Here is a 17,744-nt window from a genome sequence, read left to right as displayed (position 1 = left end):
AATGACATGAAAAGGTCATCAAGCATCGCCACCAATTTGGACTTTGTTTGCTTTCCCGTTCAACAGAAATTTAGAAACCTGCAAATATAAAACGCAGTCGATTCGCAGTAATTTCGCTGCAATTCGCAACCGCCACCAAAAGGACTTATCCATGACCTTTTACCGGACAACCCGGCTGATGCTGTCTGGCGCCGCTTTCCTGTCACTCGCCGGCTCCGCGTTCGCGCTTGACGGGCAGGATCTCCTGAAGAAGCTGAACGCCGCCTATAGTTCCCAAGGCGGAACGATCGCTGCCGATGGTGTCGATGTAAGCGACACGACGGTAACGCTGAAGAATGCGCGCTTCAAACCGACCGGCGGCGAGGCCTTCGCCATCGGCGACATCACGATGACCGGCGTCGAGGAAGACGAAGACGGTGGTTACTACATCGAGGAAGCAGCCTTTCCCGACATCAACGTCACGCAAGACGGCGCAACCGTCAGCGCCTCCGAAATGACCCTCGGCGGCATATCCATTCCGGCCGATGTCAGCGGTGACGGCCTCGACTCCATGCTGATTTACGAAACGGCGCATGTCGGCCCGTTCAAGGTCACCAAGAATGGCAAGGACGTCTTCTCGCTGAGCGAAACCCAGATGAACCTTTCGCTTCGCGAAGACGAATCCGGTTTTGACTTCGACGGCGCATTCAAGAGCATGAAAGCGGATCTCAGCGATGCTACGGACCCGCAGGCGAAGGAAGCGATCGAGAAGCTAGCCCTGCAGCACGTCAACGGCGACATCACGATGAAAGGTGCCTGGGATCTCGGGCCCGGCACGATCGACATCTCCGAATTCGCCTTCGACGTGACGAATGTCGGCCGCCTGAACCTTGCCCTCAAGATTTCGGGATACACCTTGCCCTTCATGAAGTCGCTGCAGGAAGCGGCGAAGGCTTCCGAAGCGAACCCAAACAAGGAAGAAGCGCAGCAGGCGCTTGGCCTCGCCATGCTCGGCCTGATGCAGCAACTTTCGTTCAACGGCGCCGAAATCCGATTCGATGACGCATCGATCACGAAGCGTGCGCTGGAATATGCTGGCTCCAAGCAGAACATTTCGGCACAGCAGATGGCGGATGCGCTGAAGGCTATGACGCCGATTGCCCTGGCGCAGCTTAACGTTCCGGAACTGCAGAATGCGATTTCGGCAGCGGTCAACACTTATCTTGACGACCCGAAAAGCTTCGCCGTCAGCGCCTCACCGGCCAAGCCGGTCCCCTTCCCGACCATCATGGGCGCTGCCATGGGCGCTCCGAACACGCTGCCCGGCGTGCTTGGCGTGAAGGTGACGGCGAACCAGTAAGGTCTGAACTCCACCAACAGAAAAGCCCGGTAACGGCACCGGGCTTTTCAAGTTGTATCAGTCCTTTTTGACCGGCGGGATCGGGCGGATCGCCAGTTCGCGCAGCTGCGCAGGCGTTGCCGGCGACGGTGCGCCCATCAGGAGGTCCTGGGCCTGCTGATTCATCGGGAAGAGCGAAATTTCGCGCAGGTTCTTCGCTCCAGCGAGCAGCATCACGATCCGGTCGATACCGAAGGCGGCGCCACCATGTGGCGGTGCGCCGTACTGGAAGGCGCGATAGAGACCGCCGAAGCGTTCCTCGACGTCTGCCTGGCTGAGGCCCACCTTTTCGAAGGCCTGCACCATCAGTTCCGGGGACTGGTTGCGGATCGAACCCGAAGCGATTTCGAAGCCATTGCACACGGCATCGTACTGGAAGGCCTTGATCGTCAGTGGATCCTGCTTCTGCAGCGCCTCCAAGCCGCCCTGCGGCATCGAGAAGGGGTTGTGCGCAAAATCGACCTTCTTCTCGTCCTCGTTCCATTCGAAGAACGGGAAGTCGACGATCCAGCAGAGTTCGAAACGGTCGCGATCGATGAGGTTCAGCTCGTCGGCTGCGCGGTTGCGCGCTTCGCCTGCGAACTTGTAGAACTTGTCCGGCTCGCCGGCGACGAAGAAGCAGGCGTCGCCGTCATCGAGGCTGAGCTGGGTGCGGATCGCATCCGTGCGCTCTTCACCGATGTTCTTGGCGAGCGGACCGGCTCCTTCGAGCTTTTCGCCTTCCTTGCGCCAGAAGATGTAGCCGAGGCCAGGCTGGCCCTGGCTCTGCGCCCAAGCGTTCATGCGGTCGCAGAAGGCGCGGGAGCCGCCGGTCTTTGCCGGGATCGCCCAGACCTGGACCTTCGGGTTGGATGCGATCATGTTCGCGAAGACCTTGAAGCCGGAGCCGGCGAAGTGTTCGGTCACGGCCTCCATGACGATCGGGTTGCGCAGGTCCGGCTTATCGGAGCCGTACTTGCGAATTGCCTCGTCATAAGGAATGCGTGGCCATTCCTTCGTCACCGGCTTGCCTTCGGCAAACTCCTCGAAAATCTTGGTCATCAAAGGACCCGTGGCATTCCAGACGTCTTCTTGGGTCACGAAGCTCATTTCGAGGTCGAGCTGATAGAATTCGCCGGGCAGGCGGTCGGCTCGCGGATCTTCATCACGGAAGCAGGGAGCGATCTGGAAATAGCGGTCGAACCCGGCAACCATCAAGAGCTGCTTGTACAGCTGCGGCGCCTGCGGCAGGGCGTAGAAGGTGCCTGGATGGATGCGGCTCGGCACGAGGAAGTCACGCGCGCCTTCCGGCGAGGAGGCCGTCAGGATCGGCGTCGAATATTCGGTGAAGCCGATATTGCCCATTTCACGGCGCATGGCGGAGATGATCTGCGTGCGCTTGACGATGTTCTTATGCAGCGTTTCGCGGCGAAGGTCGAGGAAGCGGTACTTGAGGCGGACGTCTTCGGGATAGTCCGGCTCGCCGAAGACCGGCAGCGGCAGTTCCTTGGCGGCGGAGAGAATTTCGATCTCCTGCGCGTAGAGCTCGATCTCGCCGGTCGCCATCGCCTTGTTGACGGTGTCTTCAGTACGCGCCTTTACGAGGCCGTCAATGCGGATGACCCATTCGCCGCGAACGGTTTCGGCGATCTTGAAAGCCGGCGAATCCGGATCGGCAACAACCTGCGTGATGCCGTAATGATCGCGAAGGTCGATGAAGAGAACGCCGCCATGGTCGCGAACGCGGTGGACCCAGCCGGAAATCCGGACATTCGAGCCAACATCCGACTTGCGGAGGGCTGCACATGTGTGGCTGCGGTAGCGATGCATATTGTCTAATCCTGGTATTTTGGCTTGAGACGGCAGCAAGGGGCTCGAATGGCTCTCCGGTGCCGACAAGAAAATCGGGCGGAAAAGCGCATGGACGGTCTGATTTGTCAAGGCTTGGGCCGCATTGAGCACCACTTTGGCGCCTTTATTCGGCGCGCCTGATGCAAGGCAACTGCGGCAGTTTGGCCCCCACTTCCTTATTGATGAAAACCCCAGTCAACTTTAAAGATGGCTCCATTCTTGTTGCCGGAGCGCCAGATGCCCATACTCACCCGCCGCAATCTGTTGAAGGCGTCCGCCGTCGCCGGCGCCTACAGTGCCGGCATGGGCGTTGCCGGCAGGTCCGGCTTGGCCGGTTCGACGCCCCAACCGCAGGTGCTGAAGGCGGCCATGACAGAGGCTTTGCTCACCGCTGCCGGCCCGACAAGGGATGTCATGACCTGGGGCGATGGCGGCCCGCCGCCGGTGCTTCGCATGACCCGTGGCAGACCCTTTGCCGCACGCCTGACCAATGCTCTCGACGAGCCGACGACGATCCACTGGCATGGCCTTCGCATCGACAACAGGATGGACGGCGTGCCCTTCATGACGCAGCCCTACGTCTATAAGGGCGACAGCTTTGACTATGCCTTCACGCCGCCCGATGCCGGCACCTTCTGGTATCACCCGCATTGCAACACGCTCACCCAGATGGGCCGCGGCATGACCGGCGTGATCCTCGTCGAGGATCCGGCCGATCCGACATTCGATGCCGAGATCGTGCTCAACCTTCGCGACTGGCGGCTCGGCGCAGATGGGCAATTCATTGCACCCTTCCGTCCACGCGACGCGGCAAAGACCGGCACCTATGGAACGGTGCGCACGGCGAATTGGCAGCAGGAGCCGCAATATGATGCACCAGCCGGCAGCCTTGTGCGCCTGCGCATCGCCGTGACGGATGTGACCCGCGTCTATTCGCTGCGGATGGAAGGCGTCGAGGCGACGGTGATCGCCATCGACGGCAATCCGGTGCCGCAGCGCTTTCGGCTTGACCTGCTCCAGATCGGTCCGGGACAGCGGCTGGATCTTGCCGTGCGGATGCCGGACAGCGAAGGCGGTGTAGCGATACTGGAGGATATCAGGGGAACCGCGCCGAAAACGATCGCTTGCCTGCGCGCCGTCGGTCAGTCGCTGAAACGCAACGTCGGCGACCTTGCTCCGCTTGCCGCCAATCCGGTCCCGCACGCCGATCTTTCCGCCGCCGAGAAGATCCCGCTGGTGCTCAGCGCCACAGCGGAAAACGCCTCCGTCGACAGCATATGCGGTACACTCGGCTACAGTTTCTGGGCGATCAACAGGTTGCCGTGGCCGGGCGACATTGCCGATCCGACCGCCCCGCTTGCCGAACTGAAGCTTGGCAAGAGCTACATCTTCCAGCTCGAGAACGTGACGCCGCACCTGCATCCGATCCATCTGCACGGCATGAGCTTTACGGTCATTTCGTCCTCGACACGCAAGGTGATGCCCCTCGTTTCCGACACCTATCTCGTCCAGCCCGATGAGAAGGTCCAGCTCGCCTTTGTCGCCGACAATCCGGGCGACTGGGTGCTTCATTGCCATATCATCGAGCATCAGAAGACGGGCATGACGAGTTATCTGCGGGTTGCTTAAGGTAAGCTACTGGCCGCTCCGCCTTCCGCCACCTTCTTCCGGCCTTACGCAAGGAACGGATATGCCGCAAATCTACGCTTTCATTGTCTGCCAGCGATGATCGCCGCCGGAGACGCCAGTATAGGCACCTTCAACGTATTGACATATCGAGCGTAAAGGAGAAGGAAGGTTTAACCGACCTTTTTCCTTGCGAATGAATTGACATGATAGAAACAACCGCCGAACTGGCGGCCGCCTGCAAAGAGCTGGCCAAGTCCGACTTCATTACAATCGACACTGAATTCCTGCGTGAGACGACATTCTGGCCGGAGCTTTGCCTGATACAGATGGCAAGCTTGACGAAGGAAGTCATCATCGATCCACTTGCTAAGGGCATAGACCTTGCACCCTTCTTCGAACTGATGGCCAACGCGGACGTGCTGAAGGTTTTCCATGCGGCGCGCCAGGACATCGAAATCATTTTCCATCGCGGCGGGCTGATCCCGCATCCGATCTTCGACACGCAGGTCGCCGCCATGGTCTGCGGCTTCGGTGACAGCGTTTCCTACGACCAGCTCATCAGCCGGACCAAGGGCGTGCAGATCGATAAATCCTCGCGCTTCACCGACTGGAGCCGCCGGCCACTTTCCGAAAAGCAGCTCGATTATGCATTGGCGGACGTCACACACCTGCGCGACGCCTATCTCTATCTCAAGGCCGAACTCGAGCGCGAGGGGCGCTCGTCCTGGCTCTCGGAGGAGATGGATATTCTTGAATCGCGCGAGACCTACGACATGCATCCGGATGACGCCTGGCAACGTTTGAAGATGCGGCTGCGCAAACCGCAGGAACTCGCAACCCTCAAATTCGTCGCGGCCTGGCGCGAGCGAGAAGCGCGATCGCGCAACGTGCCGCGTTCGCGCGTGTTGAAGGACGATGCGATCTACGAGATCGCCCAGCAGCAGCCAAAGGACACCGACGCCCTGAGCCGCCTGCGCACGATCCCCAAGGGATGGGAGCGTTCTGCCGCCGGTACGGCGGTTCTCGAAGCCGTCAATGCGGCCCTTGCCCTGCCGAAAGCCGAGATGCCCCATGTGCCCCGCCACACGCAAGCGCCTGAGGGTGCTGCCGCTGCGGTCGAATTGCTCAAGGTACTGTTGAAGCTGATTTCGGAAAAACACGGCGTTGCGCCGAAAGTCATCGCCAACAGCGAAGACCTCGACAAGATTGCCGCGGACGGCGAGAAGGCGCAGGTCGCGGCACTTAGCGGTTGGCGCCGCGAATTGTTCGGCGTGCCCGCTCTCCAGCTCATCAAGGGCGAGATCGCGCTTCGTTTCGTCGGCAAGAGAGTCGATACCGTTTCGCTTTGATGCCTTGCCCCTCGAGCCGGCTCGCGAAATCGCTTGACCGAAGCGTCTCGCGTGGAAAAATGCCCGCGGGTACCAACACAGGTCAGATGTCATGAAAGAGATTTCTCCAGCGCAGAACTGGCTTCTCTTAACGGCCGTGATGGCTGCAAGCGGCGTAGCCTATAGCCTGGTGGTCTTTCCCGACGAACCGGTCATCATCGGGGCGGTCTTTGCGGTCTTTATCGGCATGCCGATTCTGGCCTTCGAGCGCAGAGCCTTCCTGCGCCCGCTCTACCGACGGCTCCAGAAACTTCCAACGGCGGCGTTCATCATTTCGGCTTTGCTGATTTATGAAATCTTCATGAACATCGGCTATGCGCTGGCCGCCTCGCTGCTGTCGGCGGTCGGCCTGATCAAGCCTCAGTCGCTCTTGAACATCCTGGTGATGCCGTTCAACGTCTTCATGTATGCACTGGCTGTCTGCGCCGTCATCATCTTCGTCTTGCGCGTGCGCGAGCTGCTCGGCCGCGATGTTTTTCTCAGCATGTTCTCCGGACGCTACCGGACCCCCGTCCAGGAGGAACGCATCTTCCTCTTTATCGACCTCGTCGATTCGACGCCTTTTGCCGAAAAACACGGTGATCTTCGAGCACAGCAATTGCTGAACTCGCTGTTTGCCGCTTTTGCCGAACCGGTGCGGCGGAACAAAGGTGCGATTGATGATTACGTCGGCGATTCTGCAATCATAACCTGGCCGCTCGCGCGCGGGCTGAAGGACGGCCGCTGCGTGCGCTGCATCTTCGACATCCTCAACGATATCGAAGCCGATGCGGAAAGCTGGCTGAAGCAGTATGGGCAGGTGCCCCGCCTGCGCGCGGCACTTCATGGCGGCTTGGTCATCACAGCCGAAATCGGAGTCGATCACCATAAGATCACCTATTTCGGCGACACGGTGAATACAACTTCAAGACTTGAATCCCTTTGCAAGACACTGAACCGGCCGGTGTTGATCTCGAGCGAGCTTGCCCAACGCCTGACGCTGCCCGAAAGGATCAGCGCGCAGGACCTGGGTGTTCATGCCCTCAAGGGCCGGGGCCAGGGACTGGGCGTCATGACGCTGGCACAGGCCCTGCCCACGTCGACAACGTCACCAAAGCTTCATTCAACCTTCAACTAAGCGCCATCAATGGACTGCTAAGCGAAACCGCCATTCATTTTCTGGAGGTTTCCATGAAAGCTGCGCTTTTTACTTCCGTCTTTCTCTTCTTCCTCGCCGCCGCCTCCGCTTCCGCCGACCAGCAGGCTTTTCCGGCCAAGCTCGCAGGCCAGGCGATCCTGCCTGCCAACACGCTGGTTCCCGCGCCCGCCGACGCGCCTCAATTCCTGAAGCACGCCGGCAAGTTCACGACTGCGGACCGCAAGCGAACCGAAGCGCTCGGCTCGGTTCCCGGCAAGGACGGACAGCGCATCACCGACATCAAGCTGCCGCTCGACGGCCAGCCTGTCCAAGGCTTTTCCGGCATCAAGACAATGGAAGACGGCACGTTCTGGACACTGTCCGACAACGGTTTCGGCTCCAAGGGCAACTCCAGCGATGCGATGCTCTTCCTGCACCAGATGAAACTGGACTGGACGACCGGCAAAGCCGACATCGTCAAGAATATCTTCCTCTCCGATCCAAACAAGATCGCACCCTTCCCGATTACTCTCGAAGGTGCAGAGAAACGCTATCTGACCGGCGGGGATTTCGACATCGAATCCATCCAGCCGGTCGCCGACGGCTTCTGGCTCGGCGATGAGTTCGGTCCCTATCTACTGAAAGTCGATACCGAAGGACAGTTGACCGACGTGATTGCCACCACGGCCGATGGAAAGCCGGTGATGTCGCCCGACAACCCGCTGCTTTCGGTTCCGGCAAATCCGGCCGCCAAGTTGCCTGCCTTCAACTTGAAGCGCTCCGGCGGCTTCGAGGGTCTTGCCATGTCGAAGGACGGAACCAAGCTTTACGGCCTTCTGGAAGGCTCGCTCTATCAGGACGACGGCAAGATGGAGTCCGTTGACGGCAAGACTGCCATCCGCGTCATCGAGTTCGAGATCGCCTCCAAGAAATGGACGGGCCGCAGCTGGTTCTATCCATTCGAGGACAAGGGTGCTGCGATCGGTGACTTCAACATGCTCGACGACACGACCGCCCTCGTCATAGAACGCGACAATGGCGCCGGTACGAAGGACAAGGTCTGTGCCGATCCCAAGGAGCCCAGGCCGGACTGCTTCCAAGCTCCGGCCGAATTCAAGCGCATCTACAAAATCGAGCTCGACGATGCCAAGGTCGGCAAGGCCGTGCGCAAGATCGGCTATATCGACCTGATGCATATCGAAGACCCGGACAACAAGAAGAAAAAGGGCGGCCGCGAAGGCTTCTACGACATGCCCTTCGTGACGATCGAGAATGTCGACCGCGTCGATGCCACGCACATCATCGTCGGCAACGACAACAACCTTCCCTTCTCCGCCGGCCGTGCCGTCGACAAGGCAGATGACAACGAGTTCAGCCTGCTGGAGGTGGGTGACTTTTTGAGTGCAAGATAGCTTTACGCCCCCAGTAAGAGGGTGGCGCGCAAGTTCCATCCTCTTCTTTCTTGCGGCTATAAGGCATCCCCCGGGCAAACCGTTTCACCGGTCGTTCGTCTCATCCGTGGTGCCTGTCACAGCAGGCTTTCGCCCAAGTCCTTGGGCGCGGGAAACTCATTTTGAGTTGCGGGAGAACCGCTCAGGGCGCAGGCCGCTGTGGCTGGCTTGCTTGCCCCTACTCGAATCTGAACGCCAGCCGTCTGTTCGTCAGCCGCGAAAGTTGCTGCAGGCGTCCGTCGAGGCGTTCTCCGGCAAAGTCGCGATATTCCGACGGCACGACGAATTCGAGGTCGATGTTTGGATTTGAGGACTTGCGGAATGTCAGATTCTTCACCACGCCCGGCATGGAGGCCGAGAAGAGATAAACGACGCGCAGCATGCCACCGAGCAGCTTGGCTCGCTCGACATATTGCGAGCCGGCGATCGTGGCAAGCGGTGCCGTCGAGCCGTCGTCATGAAGGCCTTGGAAGCGGTAGTAATTGGCGAGCGCGATGAACGCCCGGCCGGGATGGCTGATGCCGACGAAGGAGGAATGGGCAATCAGGTTCAGCGCCTGCAGGCCGCGATAGTCCGGATGCGCGCGCCAGCTGATGTCGGCGAGCAGGCACGCCGCCTGGCGGTAGCGCGCTTCCTCTTCCGTTTCCACGACGCCGAAATAGGGCATCATATAGCCGGTCCATCCCGCAAGCTCGCGCGCATGCTCAGGTGAACGCGCGCGCAGGATGGCAAGCTCGCCGGCCGCCGAAAGCAGCGGATCGGCGCGGCGCTCGCCTTCCGACAGCAGCGAGTAGAGATAACCTTCGCGGACGCCCTGCGCCGAAAAGGAAATGACGCCGGGATTCATCGCGCTCAACACTTCCTTCATGGCAACGGCGCCGAAGGGCAGCAGTGCACGGCGATGCTTCGAAACCGCCTGGAAGGCTGGATCCTTGGAGTCCCTGGCCACTTCCACCTGATCGAGGAACTGCATCATCCCTTCGAAAGAAACCTCGTAGCCCTGCATCATGTGCAGCGGATACTGGGTAAGTTCCATGTGCAGCTTGGCGATGTTGCGCCAAGTGCCACCAACCGCGTAAAAGGTCCGTCCGGTCCCCTTCTCCAGGATTTTTGCGGCGCTTCGAACATGCTTGCGGGCGAAAGTGCGGGCTCTCGCCAGCGAACCACCGGCATATTCGGAAAGGCGAAGTCCCCCGAGCGGCAGGGTGATCCCCCTGCCGATCTCGCGCTCCTTGATGTCGATGAGTTCCAAAGAGCCGCCGCCGAGATCGCCTGCGATGCCGTCGGGATGGAAGAAGCCGCTGATGACCCCGAGCGCGGAAAACTTCGCCTCCTCCTCGCCGGAAAGCACCCGGATCTTGCGTTGGAGGATCGTTTCGGCCTGGTGGATGAAATCAGGCCCGTTGGAGGCTTCGCGCGCGGCAGCCGTGGCCAGCACATACATAGTCGCCGCCCGGGCCTGGTCGGAAAGGGCCTTGAAACGATGCAGTGCGGAAAGCGCGCGCGCGACGCTTTCCTCATCCATCCTGCCGTTGAGGGCAATTCCCTTACCGAGGCCGCAGAGCACCTTTTCATTGAAAAGGATCGCCGGCGAGCGGGACATGCCCTCGTAGACGACCACGCGGATCGAATTCGACCCGATATCGACGACGGAGACCGGGGCAATCCCTGGCAGGCGCCCCTGGGCTTCTGATTCAACCATGCAGGTCCAGTTTTATCTCTTGGTCCAGCCGGAAAGCAGACCGGCAATCAGCTTGGGCGCACTGGATTTCAGGGCTTCACCACGGCCGGAAAGGCTGGGATTGGTCATGAAATACTGCTGCGCATTGAACGGCTCTTCGCCTTTGCGCACTTCCATGCGCCGAGACGTGCCGTCGGGCAATATCTCGTAGCTCTGCTGATTGTCAATGATATTGCCCAGCATGATCTGGGACAAAACCTGCTCGTGCACAGTCGGATTGATGAGCGGGACGAGCGTCTCGACGCGGCGGTCGAGGTTTCTGGGCATCATGTCGGCGGAGCCGATATAGACGAGCGCCTTGTCGGACGGCAGCCCGTATCCATTGCCGAAGCAGAAGATGCGGCTGTGCTCCAGGAAGCGGCCGACGATCGACTTGACGCGAATATTGTCGGACAGGCCCGGCACCTGCGGGCGCAGGCAGCAGATGCCGCGAATGACCAGATCGATTTCAACGCCTGCCCGGCTTGCCGTATAGAGCGCGTCGATAATTTCCGGATCGACGAGCGAGTTCATCTTCATCCAGATCGCTGCCGGCGCACCGTTCTTGGCATGTTTGATCTCCTCGTCGATGTGACGGAGGATGCGCGAGCGCAGCGTATAAGGCGAGACGGCGAGCTTCATGCTCTCCTCCGGTTCGCCGTAACCGGTGATGAAGTTGAAGATGTTCGCCATATCATGGGCAATCACCTGATTGCAGGTGAAGAACGAGAGGTCGGTATAGATCTTTGCGGTAACCGGATGGTAGTTGCCGGTGCCGAGATGGCAGTAGCTGCGGAGCCTGCCTTCCTCGCGGCGAACGACCAACGACATCTTCGCGTGTGTCTTGAGCTCGATGAAGCCGAAGACGACCTGCACGCCGGCGCGCTCGAGGTCGCGCGCCCAACGGATGTTCGCCTCTTCGTCGAAACGGGCCTTGAGTTCGACGAGTGCAGTCACCGACTTACCGGCTTCGGCAGCATCGATGAGGGCACGCACGATCGGGCTGTCGTTCGAGGTGCGGTAAAGGGTCTGCTTTATGGCCAGAACGTCAGGATCGTGCGCAGCCTGGAGAAGAAACTGGACCACCACGTCGAAAGACTCGTAGGGGTGATGAACCACCATGTCCTTTTCGCGAATGGCCGCAAAGCAGTCTCCCGCATGTTCCCGAACGCGCTCGGGAAATCGCGCATTGTAGGGTGGAAACCGAAGGTCGTCGCGCGGCGCCTTGGTGATCTCCGAGACTGTATTGAGAGCGAGCAGGCCCGGCAAAACGGCGACACGATTGTCTGGAACGTTCAACGCCTGCACCACGAACTGGCGAAGCGATGCCGGCATCTCGGAATCCGTCTCGATGCGGATCACCTTGCCGCGGCGACGGCGCTTCAAGGCGGTTTCAAAGAAGCGCACGAGGTCTTCGGCTTCTTCCTCCACTTCGATATCGCTGTCGCGAATGAGGCGGAATGTACCGGAGCCCTGCACCTCGTAACCGGGATAGAGCCGGTGAATGAATATGTTGGCGACATCCTCCAGCGTGATGTAGCGGATCGTGCCAGCGTCATCGGGCAACCGCACGAAGCGATCGAGCGCAGGCGGCAGGCGAAGCAGCGCAGTCATCGGCTCGCGCCCGTGCTTGCTGGTAAGCTGCAGGCCGATCGAGAAACCGAGGTTCGGGATGAACGGGAACGGGTGAGCCGGATCGATCGACAGCGGCGTCAGAACCGGAAAGATCGCCTGCTCGAACTCTGCAGCCAGCCACTGCCGGTCGGCGTCGCTGAGAGCGCCGGGACGGACGATCAGAATGTCTTCCTTCGCGAGATACTGCTGCAGGACGGCGAGCGAAGCCTGCTGCTCCATCTGCAGATTGTCGATCTCCTGCAGGATTGCGTCGAGCTGTTCTGCCGGCGTCTTCCCGTCCGGCGTGCGAACCACGATGTTCTGGCGCACCTGGCCTTCGAGGCCGGCGACGCGCACCATGAAGAATTCGTCGAGATTGGCCGCCGAAATCGACAGGAACCGGACGCGCTCGAGCAGCGGGTGCTCAGTGTTCAGCGTTTCCTCCAGAACGCGACGGTTGAACTGCAGCCAGGAAAATTCGCGGTTGATGAAACGTTCGGGACTAGCGAGCAGGTCTTCCAGTGGCGGGACAGCTGCCGACGTCTCCCGAATGGGTTCCTGATGCTCCGCAACCGCACTGTCCATGTTCAGATAACCCCGTTTCCTTCGTCCATGCGCAGTATATCAGTTTCACGACGGAACTGTGACAGTCAATCGGAAGAGGCCGAATTGCCCAATTCATTCAACACTTCAGCAGCGAGAGCCCGGGTGATCTTCGTGCCGCGCGCAAGGGCCAGCCGGTCGAGCCTTTCGACGATCGTCTGGGCCGCGTTCAGCGATCGCTCCATCCGGTTCACGATATAAAGGACGAGTTTGTCATCTATATTAAGCTGCCGGTCGGAGAAGAGCTTGACGATAACCTGCGACAGCAATTCCTCGTCCGGCTCGCCGATTTCGACGACGGTCACAGCCTTGAGCCTGGAGCGCAGGTCCGGAAGCTCCACCGGCCACGACATCGGCCAGAGTCGGCTCGTCATCAGCAGGCTGTTGCCGTTTTCGCGCACGCTGTTGATGACGTGAAAGAGCTCCGTGTCATCGAAGCCGAGGCGGTCGACATCCTCGAAAAGGACAGGTCCGTTTGCCGCAGTAACGGCGGCTTCCGATCCCCGCTTCGGATGGATGCAGACGGCACCGCTATGCTCTTTCCAGATGCTTGCGAGATGCGACTTTCCCGACCCCACCGGCCCGGCCAGGATGACGACCGGCGACGGCCATTGCGGCCAGGCGTCGATGATGGTCACCGCAGCACTCAGTCGGTCGGAGACCAAAAGGTCGTCTCGGCCGCTTGCTGCATCATGGGAAAAGACCAGCGGAAGCTGTTCCCCCGCCTTGCGCTTCACGTCGTTCATTTGGATTCGGCTTTTGTCGTCCGGGCGTCGGCAGGTTGCGAGCGGCCCGCATAAAGATCGCTCTGAAGGTAGCGCGAGAGCGCAAAGCGGACAAGGACACCGACAGCGGCAGCGGCCGGCACGGCAACGAGCAGGCCGACGAAGCCGAAAAGCGCGCCGAACGCAAAGAGTGCGAACATCAGCCAGACCGGGTGAAGTCCGACGCTGTGGCCGACGAGTTTCGGCTGCAGGATATTGCCTTCCAGGAACTGGCCGCTGAAGAAGACAACGAGCACGGCGCCGACCCAGAGGTAGTCCGGCCAGAACTGGACGAGCGCCACGCCGACGGCAAGGACCAGCCCGACCAGCGAACCGACATAGGGAATGAAGCTTATCATCCCGGCAAACAGGCCGATGAGCAGGCCGAAGTTCAAGCTGATGAGCGAAAGACCGACGGCATAGAAGATTCCGAGGATCAGGCACAGAGAGCCCTGCCCGCGAATGAAGCCGGCGATCGCCTGATCGATCTCATGAGCGATCTGGCGAACGTCCTTTACATAATCGCGCGGAATCCACTGATCGACCTTTGAAATCATGCGATCCCAGTCGAGTAGGATGTAAAAAGCAACGACCGGCGTCACGACCAGCAGCGAGATGACGTCGACGATGGCCTTGCCTGAATTCCAGATCTGGCCAAAGAGGCCGGTCAGGAAGCCCATGCCTTCCGACAATATTCCGGAGAAATTGTCCTTGATCGTGCCGAGCTGGTTTGCGACCCAACCCGGCAGCACCGAATCCTGCACATCGGCGATGAAGGCCTGCAGCTGGCTGATATAGCCGGGGAGCCGCTGGGCGAAATCGTTGAACTGATTGATCAGGACCGGAATGAGGATCATCAGCGCCAGCGCGAAGATGATGACGAAGGCGACAAGGATGCCGATTGTTGCCATCAGGCGGCTGAGCCCCAGACGCTGCAAACGGTCGGCCACGGGATCCAGGAAATAAGCGATCGCCATCCCGGCGACGAAGGGCAGCAAGATGGAGCTGAATATATAGAGAAAGACGATGAAGAAGGCGAGCACGCCCAGCCAGAAGAAGACCTGCCGCTTGAGACTTGCTCCGCTGACTTGATGTGGCATCGCTTTCCCCGTTTGTCTGCCCAGTGACGCAATCATTTCGCGCCGCTACTCGAAGCACATAGGATGCAGGCCCGAAGATGGTCAACCCTGCGGCGGAAAATCCAACCCTGGCCTATGGAAAGAGCGGGAAATTGGGGCTTTTCTCCATAGCCGCCTTGCATAAAGCGCACTCTCATGCAATTGCGACCCGCATGTGACGCGGTTCGTTAAACCGCCCGAACCAGCCATCGGAGATCAGCATGAGCCAGTCTGGAAGAAACGGCCTGACCTATAGCGACGCAGGCGTGGACATCGATGCCGGCAATCTTCTGGTTGAGAAGATCAAGCCTGCCGTACGCTCGACAAGACGGCCAGGCGCCGATGGCGAAATCGGAGGCTTCGGCGGCCTGTTCGATCTCAAGGCTGCCGGCTTCACCGATCCGGTTCTCGTCGCCGCCAATGACGGCGTCGGCACCAAGCTGAAGATCGCCATCGACGCCGATTATCACGAAACGGTCGGCATCGATCTCGTTGCCATGTGCGTCAACGACCTTGTCGTGCAGGGTGCTGAGCCGCTTTTCTTCCTCGACTATTTCGCGACCGGCAAGCTCGATCCAAATCAGGGTGCGGCGATCGTCGGCGGTATTGCTGCGGGCTGCCGGGAGGCGGGCTGTGCATTGATCGGTGGCGAGACGGCGGAAATGCCCGGTATGTATTCTTCCGGCGATTACGATCTCGCAGGCTTTGCCGTTGGCGCTGCCGAGCGCGGCCAGCTTCTGCCGGCAGGCGATATCGCCGAAGGCGATATCATCCTCGGCCTCGCCTCCTCCGGCGTTCACTCGAACGGCTTTTCTCTGGTGCGCAAGATCGTTGAGCTTTCGGGTCTCGGCTGGGAGGCGCCGGCGCCTTTCGCCGAAGGCACGGCTCTCGGCGAGGCGCTGCTGACGCCGACCCGCATCTATGTAAAGCCGCTTTTGAAGGCGATCCGCCAAACCAGCGCCGTCAAGGCGCTGGCGCATATCACCGGCGGCGGCTTCCCCGAAAATATCCCCCGCGTACTGCCGAAGCATCTCGCCGCCGAGATCGATCTTGCCGCGGTCAAGGTTCCGCCGGTCTTTTCCTGGCTTGCCAAGACGGGCGGCGTCGAGGCGAAGGAAATGCTGCGCACCTTCAACTGCGGCGTCGGCATGATCGCCGTCGTCTCGGCTGAAAATGCCGCTGCGGTGACTGCCGTCCTGGAATCGGAAGGCGAAAGGATCATCGCGCTCGGCCGCATGATCGCTCGCGCAGAAGCTGCGCAGGGAACGGTTTACAAGGGCACGCTCGCTCTATGACCATGCCGCGCAAACGCGTCGTCGTCTTCATTTCCGGCGGCGGTTCCAACATGATGGCGCTCGTCGCGGCAGCGAAAGCTCCGGACTTTCCCGCTGAAATCGTCGGCGTGATTTCCGACAAGGCGGATGCGGGCGGCCTTGCAAAAGCTGCCGCGCAAGGCATTTCCACCTTTGCTTTCGTCCGCAAGGACTATGACAGCAAGGAGGCCCACGAGGCGACGATCTTCAAAGCGCTCGACCGCCTCTCGCCCGATATTCTCTGCCTTGCGGGCTACATGCGGCTTCTGAGCGCGAAATTCATCCAACGTTACGAGGGCCGGATGATCAACATCCACCCTTCCCTTCTGCCGCTCTTCCCGGGCCTCCATACGCACCAGCGCGCCATCGACGCCGGCATGCGGATCGCCGGATGCACCGTGCATTTCGTGACCGAAGGCATGGATGAAGGGCCGGTGATCGGACAGGCCGCCGTACCGGTTCTGTCCAGCGATACCGCCGAAGCGCTCGCCGCGCGTGTCCTGACGGTCGAGCATCAGCTCTATCCCCAGGCGCTGCGGCTCCTTGCCGAAGGCAAGGTGAGGATGGAAGGCGGCAGGGCAGTCGGCGCCGAGATATCCGCCCGCCCGAATGCCGATCGCATAATTTCGCTGATCGCCTGATCCTTCAGTCAGCGCGTGCCCGAAGCTGATGCAAGGTGCCGTCGCTGTAGACGAAGCGTCCGCCGCAGAAGGTGGCGCGGATGCGGTGCACATCGCCTGGCTCGACGACGACAAGATCGGCGCGCTGACCGACGGCGATTGCGCCGCGGTCGGTCAGACCTGCGGAACGGGCGGCATTTTCGGTCGCCATGGCGACCGCGGCCGGCATTGCGGTATACTCGGCGATCTTGAAGATGCCGGGCACGAAAGCCGCCGGGTGATAATCGGCAGCAATCACCGTCAGTAGCCCGGCCCTTGCGGCATCGAGCGCACTCAGATTGCCGGACATCGACTGGCCGCGAAGCGCATTAGGCGCCCCCATAAGCGTCCAGAGCCCGCGGCGGCGGGCCTCCAAGGCAGCTGGCAGCGTGACGGGAAACTCGCTGGTCGTCACACCGAGATCATGCATCCTGGCAACCTTTTCCGCACTATCGTCATCGTGCGAAGCAAGCGACAGCTTCCATTTGAGCGAGAGGGCGACGATCTCCCTCAGCCTTGCCTCGATCTCCGGATTGTTGCGCATGGCGATGCGCCGGGCGACCATTTCCGCTGCCATTTCCTCGGAGATCGCCCGGCGCTCGGCGATGCTCAATATGTAGCTCTGGATGTTGTTGTACTGCCCCTGCCCCGGCGTATGGTCGGTGAGCGACACCATGTCGACATGACCGGCTTGAAGCAGCCTTTCGAGCGCGGGCGCGGCACCCGTGTTTGTGATCTCATAACGAGCATGGACGCGATGGTCGATCAAGAGATCGTGCTTGAGCCGGTTGATCCCCTCGATGATCGCACCCGTTGTTTCGAGCGAACGGACATAGCCGTAGACGCTCTCGGTCGCGAAGGAAACCGCCGCAAAAGCCGTCGTCACGCCGGCGGCCGCGAGTTTCTTGTCGAGCTCATGGATGCCGAAATCAATCGGCATCATGGCGTTCGGGCGCGGCGCGATCTCGCGCTCGATCATGTCGCCATGCAGATCCACGAATCCCGGCATCAGCAAGCGCCCGCCGCCGTCGATCGCGGCATTGCCGACCGGCTCCGGCCGTATCTCGGCAATCGCCTCGTCCTCTATCCGGATTGAGCCCCGGCTCACCACCTCTTGGGGAAGAACGAGCGTGAAATTGCTGAGCCACATGGGCACTCTC

13 protein-coding genes are annotated in these 17,744 nt (G+C 60.4%); 7 read left to right on the top strand and 6 right to left on the bottom strand.

What is annotated here, in order from left to right:
* Positions 1 to 151 precede the first annotated feature (151 nt).
* Positions 152 to 1,339: a hypothetical protein gene (locus AM571_RS06850; protein WP_074063110.1), complete on the top strand. Its 1,188-nt coding sequence runs from the start codon at positions 152 to 154 to the stop codon at positions 1,337 to 1,339.
* 57 nt (positions 1,340 to 1,396) lie between these two features.
* Here the strand turns inward: AM571_RS06850 and aspS are convergent, their stop codons facing one another.
* Positions 1,397 to 3,187 (bottom strand): aspartate--tRNA ligase, encoded by a 1,791-nt coding sequence (gene aspS, locus AM571_RS06845; RefSeq protein WP_074063108.1) that lies wholly within the window; start codon positions 3,185 to 3,187, stop codon positions 1,397 to 1,399.
* A 258-nt stretch (positions 3,188 to 3,445) separates the two neighbouring features.
* Here aspS and AM571_RS06840 point away from each other — a divergent pair, with 258 nt between their 5' ends.
* From AM571_RS06840 to AM571_RS06825, 4 genes are all read left to right on the top strand, one after another.
* Positions 3,446 to 4,837: a multicopper oxidase family protein gene (locus tag AM571_RS06840; protein ID WP_074063109.1), complete on the top strand. Its 1,392-nt coding sequence runs from the start codon at positions 3,446 to 3,448 to the stop codon at positions 4,835 to 4,837.
* Positions 4,838 to 5,040: 203 nt separating this feature from the next.
* The gene (rnd, locus tag AM571_RS06835; protein ID WP_074060771.1) at positions 5,041 to 6,186 is read left to right on the top strand and encodes a ribonuclease D; all 1,146 of its coding nucleotides are present in this window, start codon (positions 5,041 to 5,043) and stop codon (positions 6,184 to 6,186) included.
* Positions 6,187 to 6,277: 91 nt separating this feature from the next.
* Entirely contained in the window at positions 6,278 to 7,342 is a 1,065-nt protein-coding gene (locus AM571_RS06830) for an adenylate/guanylate cyclase domain-containing protein (RefSeq protein ID WP_074060770.1), read from the top strand.
* 53 nt (positions 7,343 to 7,395) lie between these two features.
* On the top strand, positions 7,396 to 8,754 hold the full coding sequence (locus AM571_RS06825) for an esterase-like activity of phytase family protein (protein ID WP_074060769.1): 1,359 nt from the start codon (positions 7,396 to 7,398) through the stop codon (positions 8,752 to 8,754).
* Positions 8,755 to 8,971: 217 nt separating this feature from the next.
* Here the strand turns inward: AM571_RS06825 and ppx are convergent, their stop codons facing one another.
* The 4 genes from ppx to AM571_RS06805 form a co-directional block, all read right to left on the bottom strand.
* Positions 8,972 to 10,495, bottom strand: coding sequence for an exopolyphosphatase (gene ppx / locus AM571_RS06820; RefSeq protein ID WP_074060768.1), 1,524 nt, complete (start codon positions 10,493 to 10,495; stop codon positions 8,972 to 8,974).
* A 12-nt stretch (positions 10,496 to 10,507) separates the two neighbouring features.
* Positions 10,508 to 12,712 (bottom strand): RNA degradosome polyphosphate kinase, encoded by a 2,205-nt coding sequence (locus AM571_RS06815; protein ID WP_074060767.1) that lies wholly within the window; start codon positions 12,710 to 12,712, stop codon positions 10,508 to 10,510.
* A gap of 65 nt (positions 12,713 to 12,777) precedes the next feature.
* Positions 12,778 to 13,476 (bottom strand): DnaA regulatory inactivator HdaA, encoded by a 699-nt coding sequence (gene hdaA / locus AM571_RS06810; protein WP_074060766.1) that lies wholly within the window; start codon positions 13,474 to 13,476, stop codon positions 12,778 to 12,780.
* Complete coding sequence (locus AM571_RS06805) at positions 13,473 to 14,594, bottom strand: AI-2E family transporter (RefSeq protein ID WP_074060765.1); 1,122 nt, start codon at positions 14,592 to 14,594, stop codon at positions 13,473 to 13,475. Before AM571_RS06805 ends, hdaA begins: the two co-directional genes overlap by 4 nt.
* A 239-nt stretch (positions 14,595 to 14,833) precedes the next feature.
* On the opposite strand from AM571_RS06805, the gene purM reads away from it, so the two are divergent.
* Together purM and purN are read left to right on the top strand one after the other, a co-directional pair.
* Positions 14,834 to 15,907: a phosphoribosylformylglycinamidine cyclo-ligase gene (gene purM, locus AM571_RS06800; protein WP_074060764.1), complete on the top strand. Its 1,074-nt coding sequence runs from the start codon at positions 14,834 to 14,836 to the stop codon at positions 15,905 to 15,907.
* A complete protein-coding gene (gene purN, locus AM571_RS06795; RefSeq protein ID WP_074060763.1) occupies positions 15,904 to 16,566 on the top strand; it encodes a phosphoribosylglycinamide formyltransferase in 663 nt (220 codons plus the stop codon). Before purM ends, purN begins: the two co-directional genes overlap by 4 nt.
* 4 nt (positions 16,567 to 16,570) lie before the next feature.
* On the opposite strand, the gene AM571_RS06790 is transcribed toward purN, so the two are convergent.
* Entirely contained in the window at positions 16,571 to 17,734 is a 1,164-nt protein-coding gene (locus AM571_RS06790; RefSeq protein WP_074063107.1) for an alpha-D-ribose 1-methylphosphonate 5-triphosphate diphosphatase, read from the bottom strand.
* Between the last annotated feature and the right edge of the window lie 10 nt (positions 17,735 to 17,744).

Origin of the sequence: Rhizobium etli 8C-3, from assembly GCF_001908375.1 — a bacterium.
Lineage (GTDB): Bacteria > Pseudomonadota > Alphaproteobacteria > Rhizobiales > Rhizobiaceae > Rhizobium > Rhizobium etli_B.
Note: the sequence above shows the minus strand (reverse complement) of the source record. Positions and strands in the feature narration are given on the sequence as shown.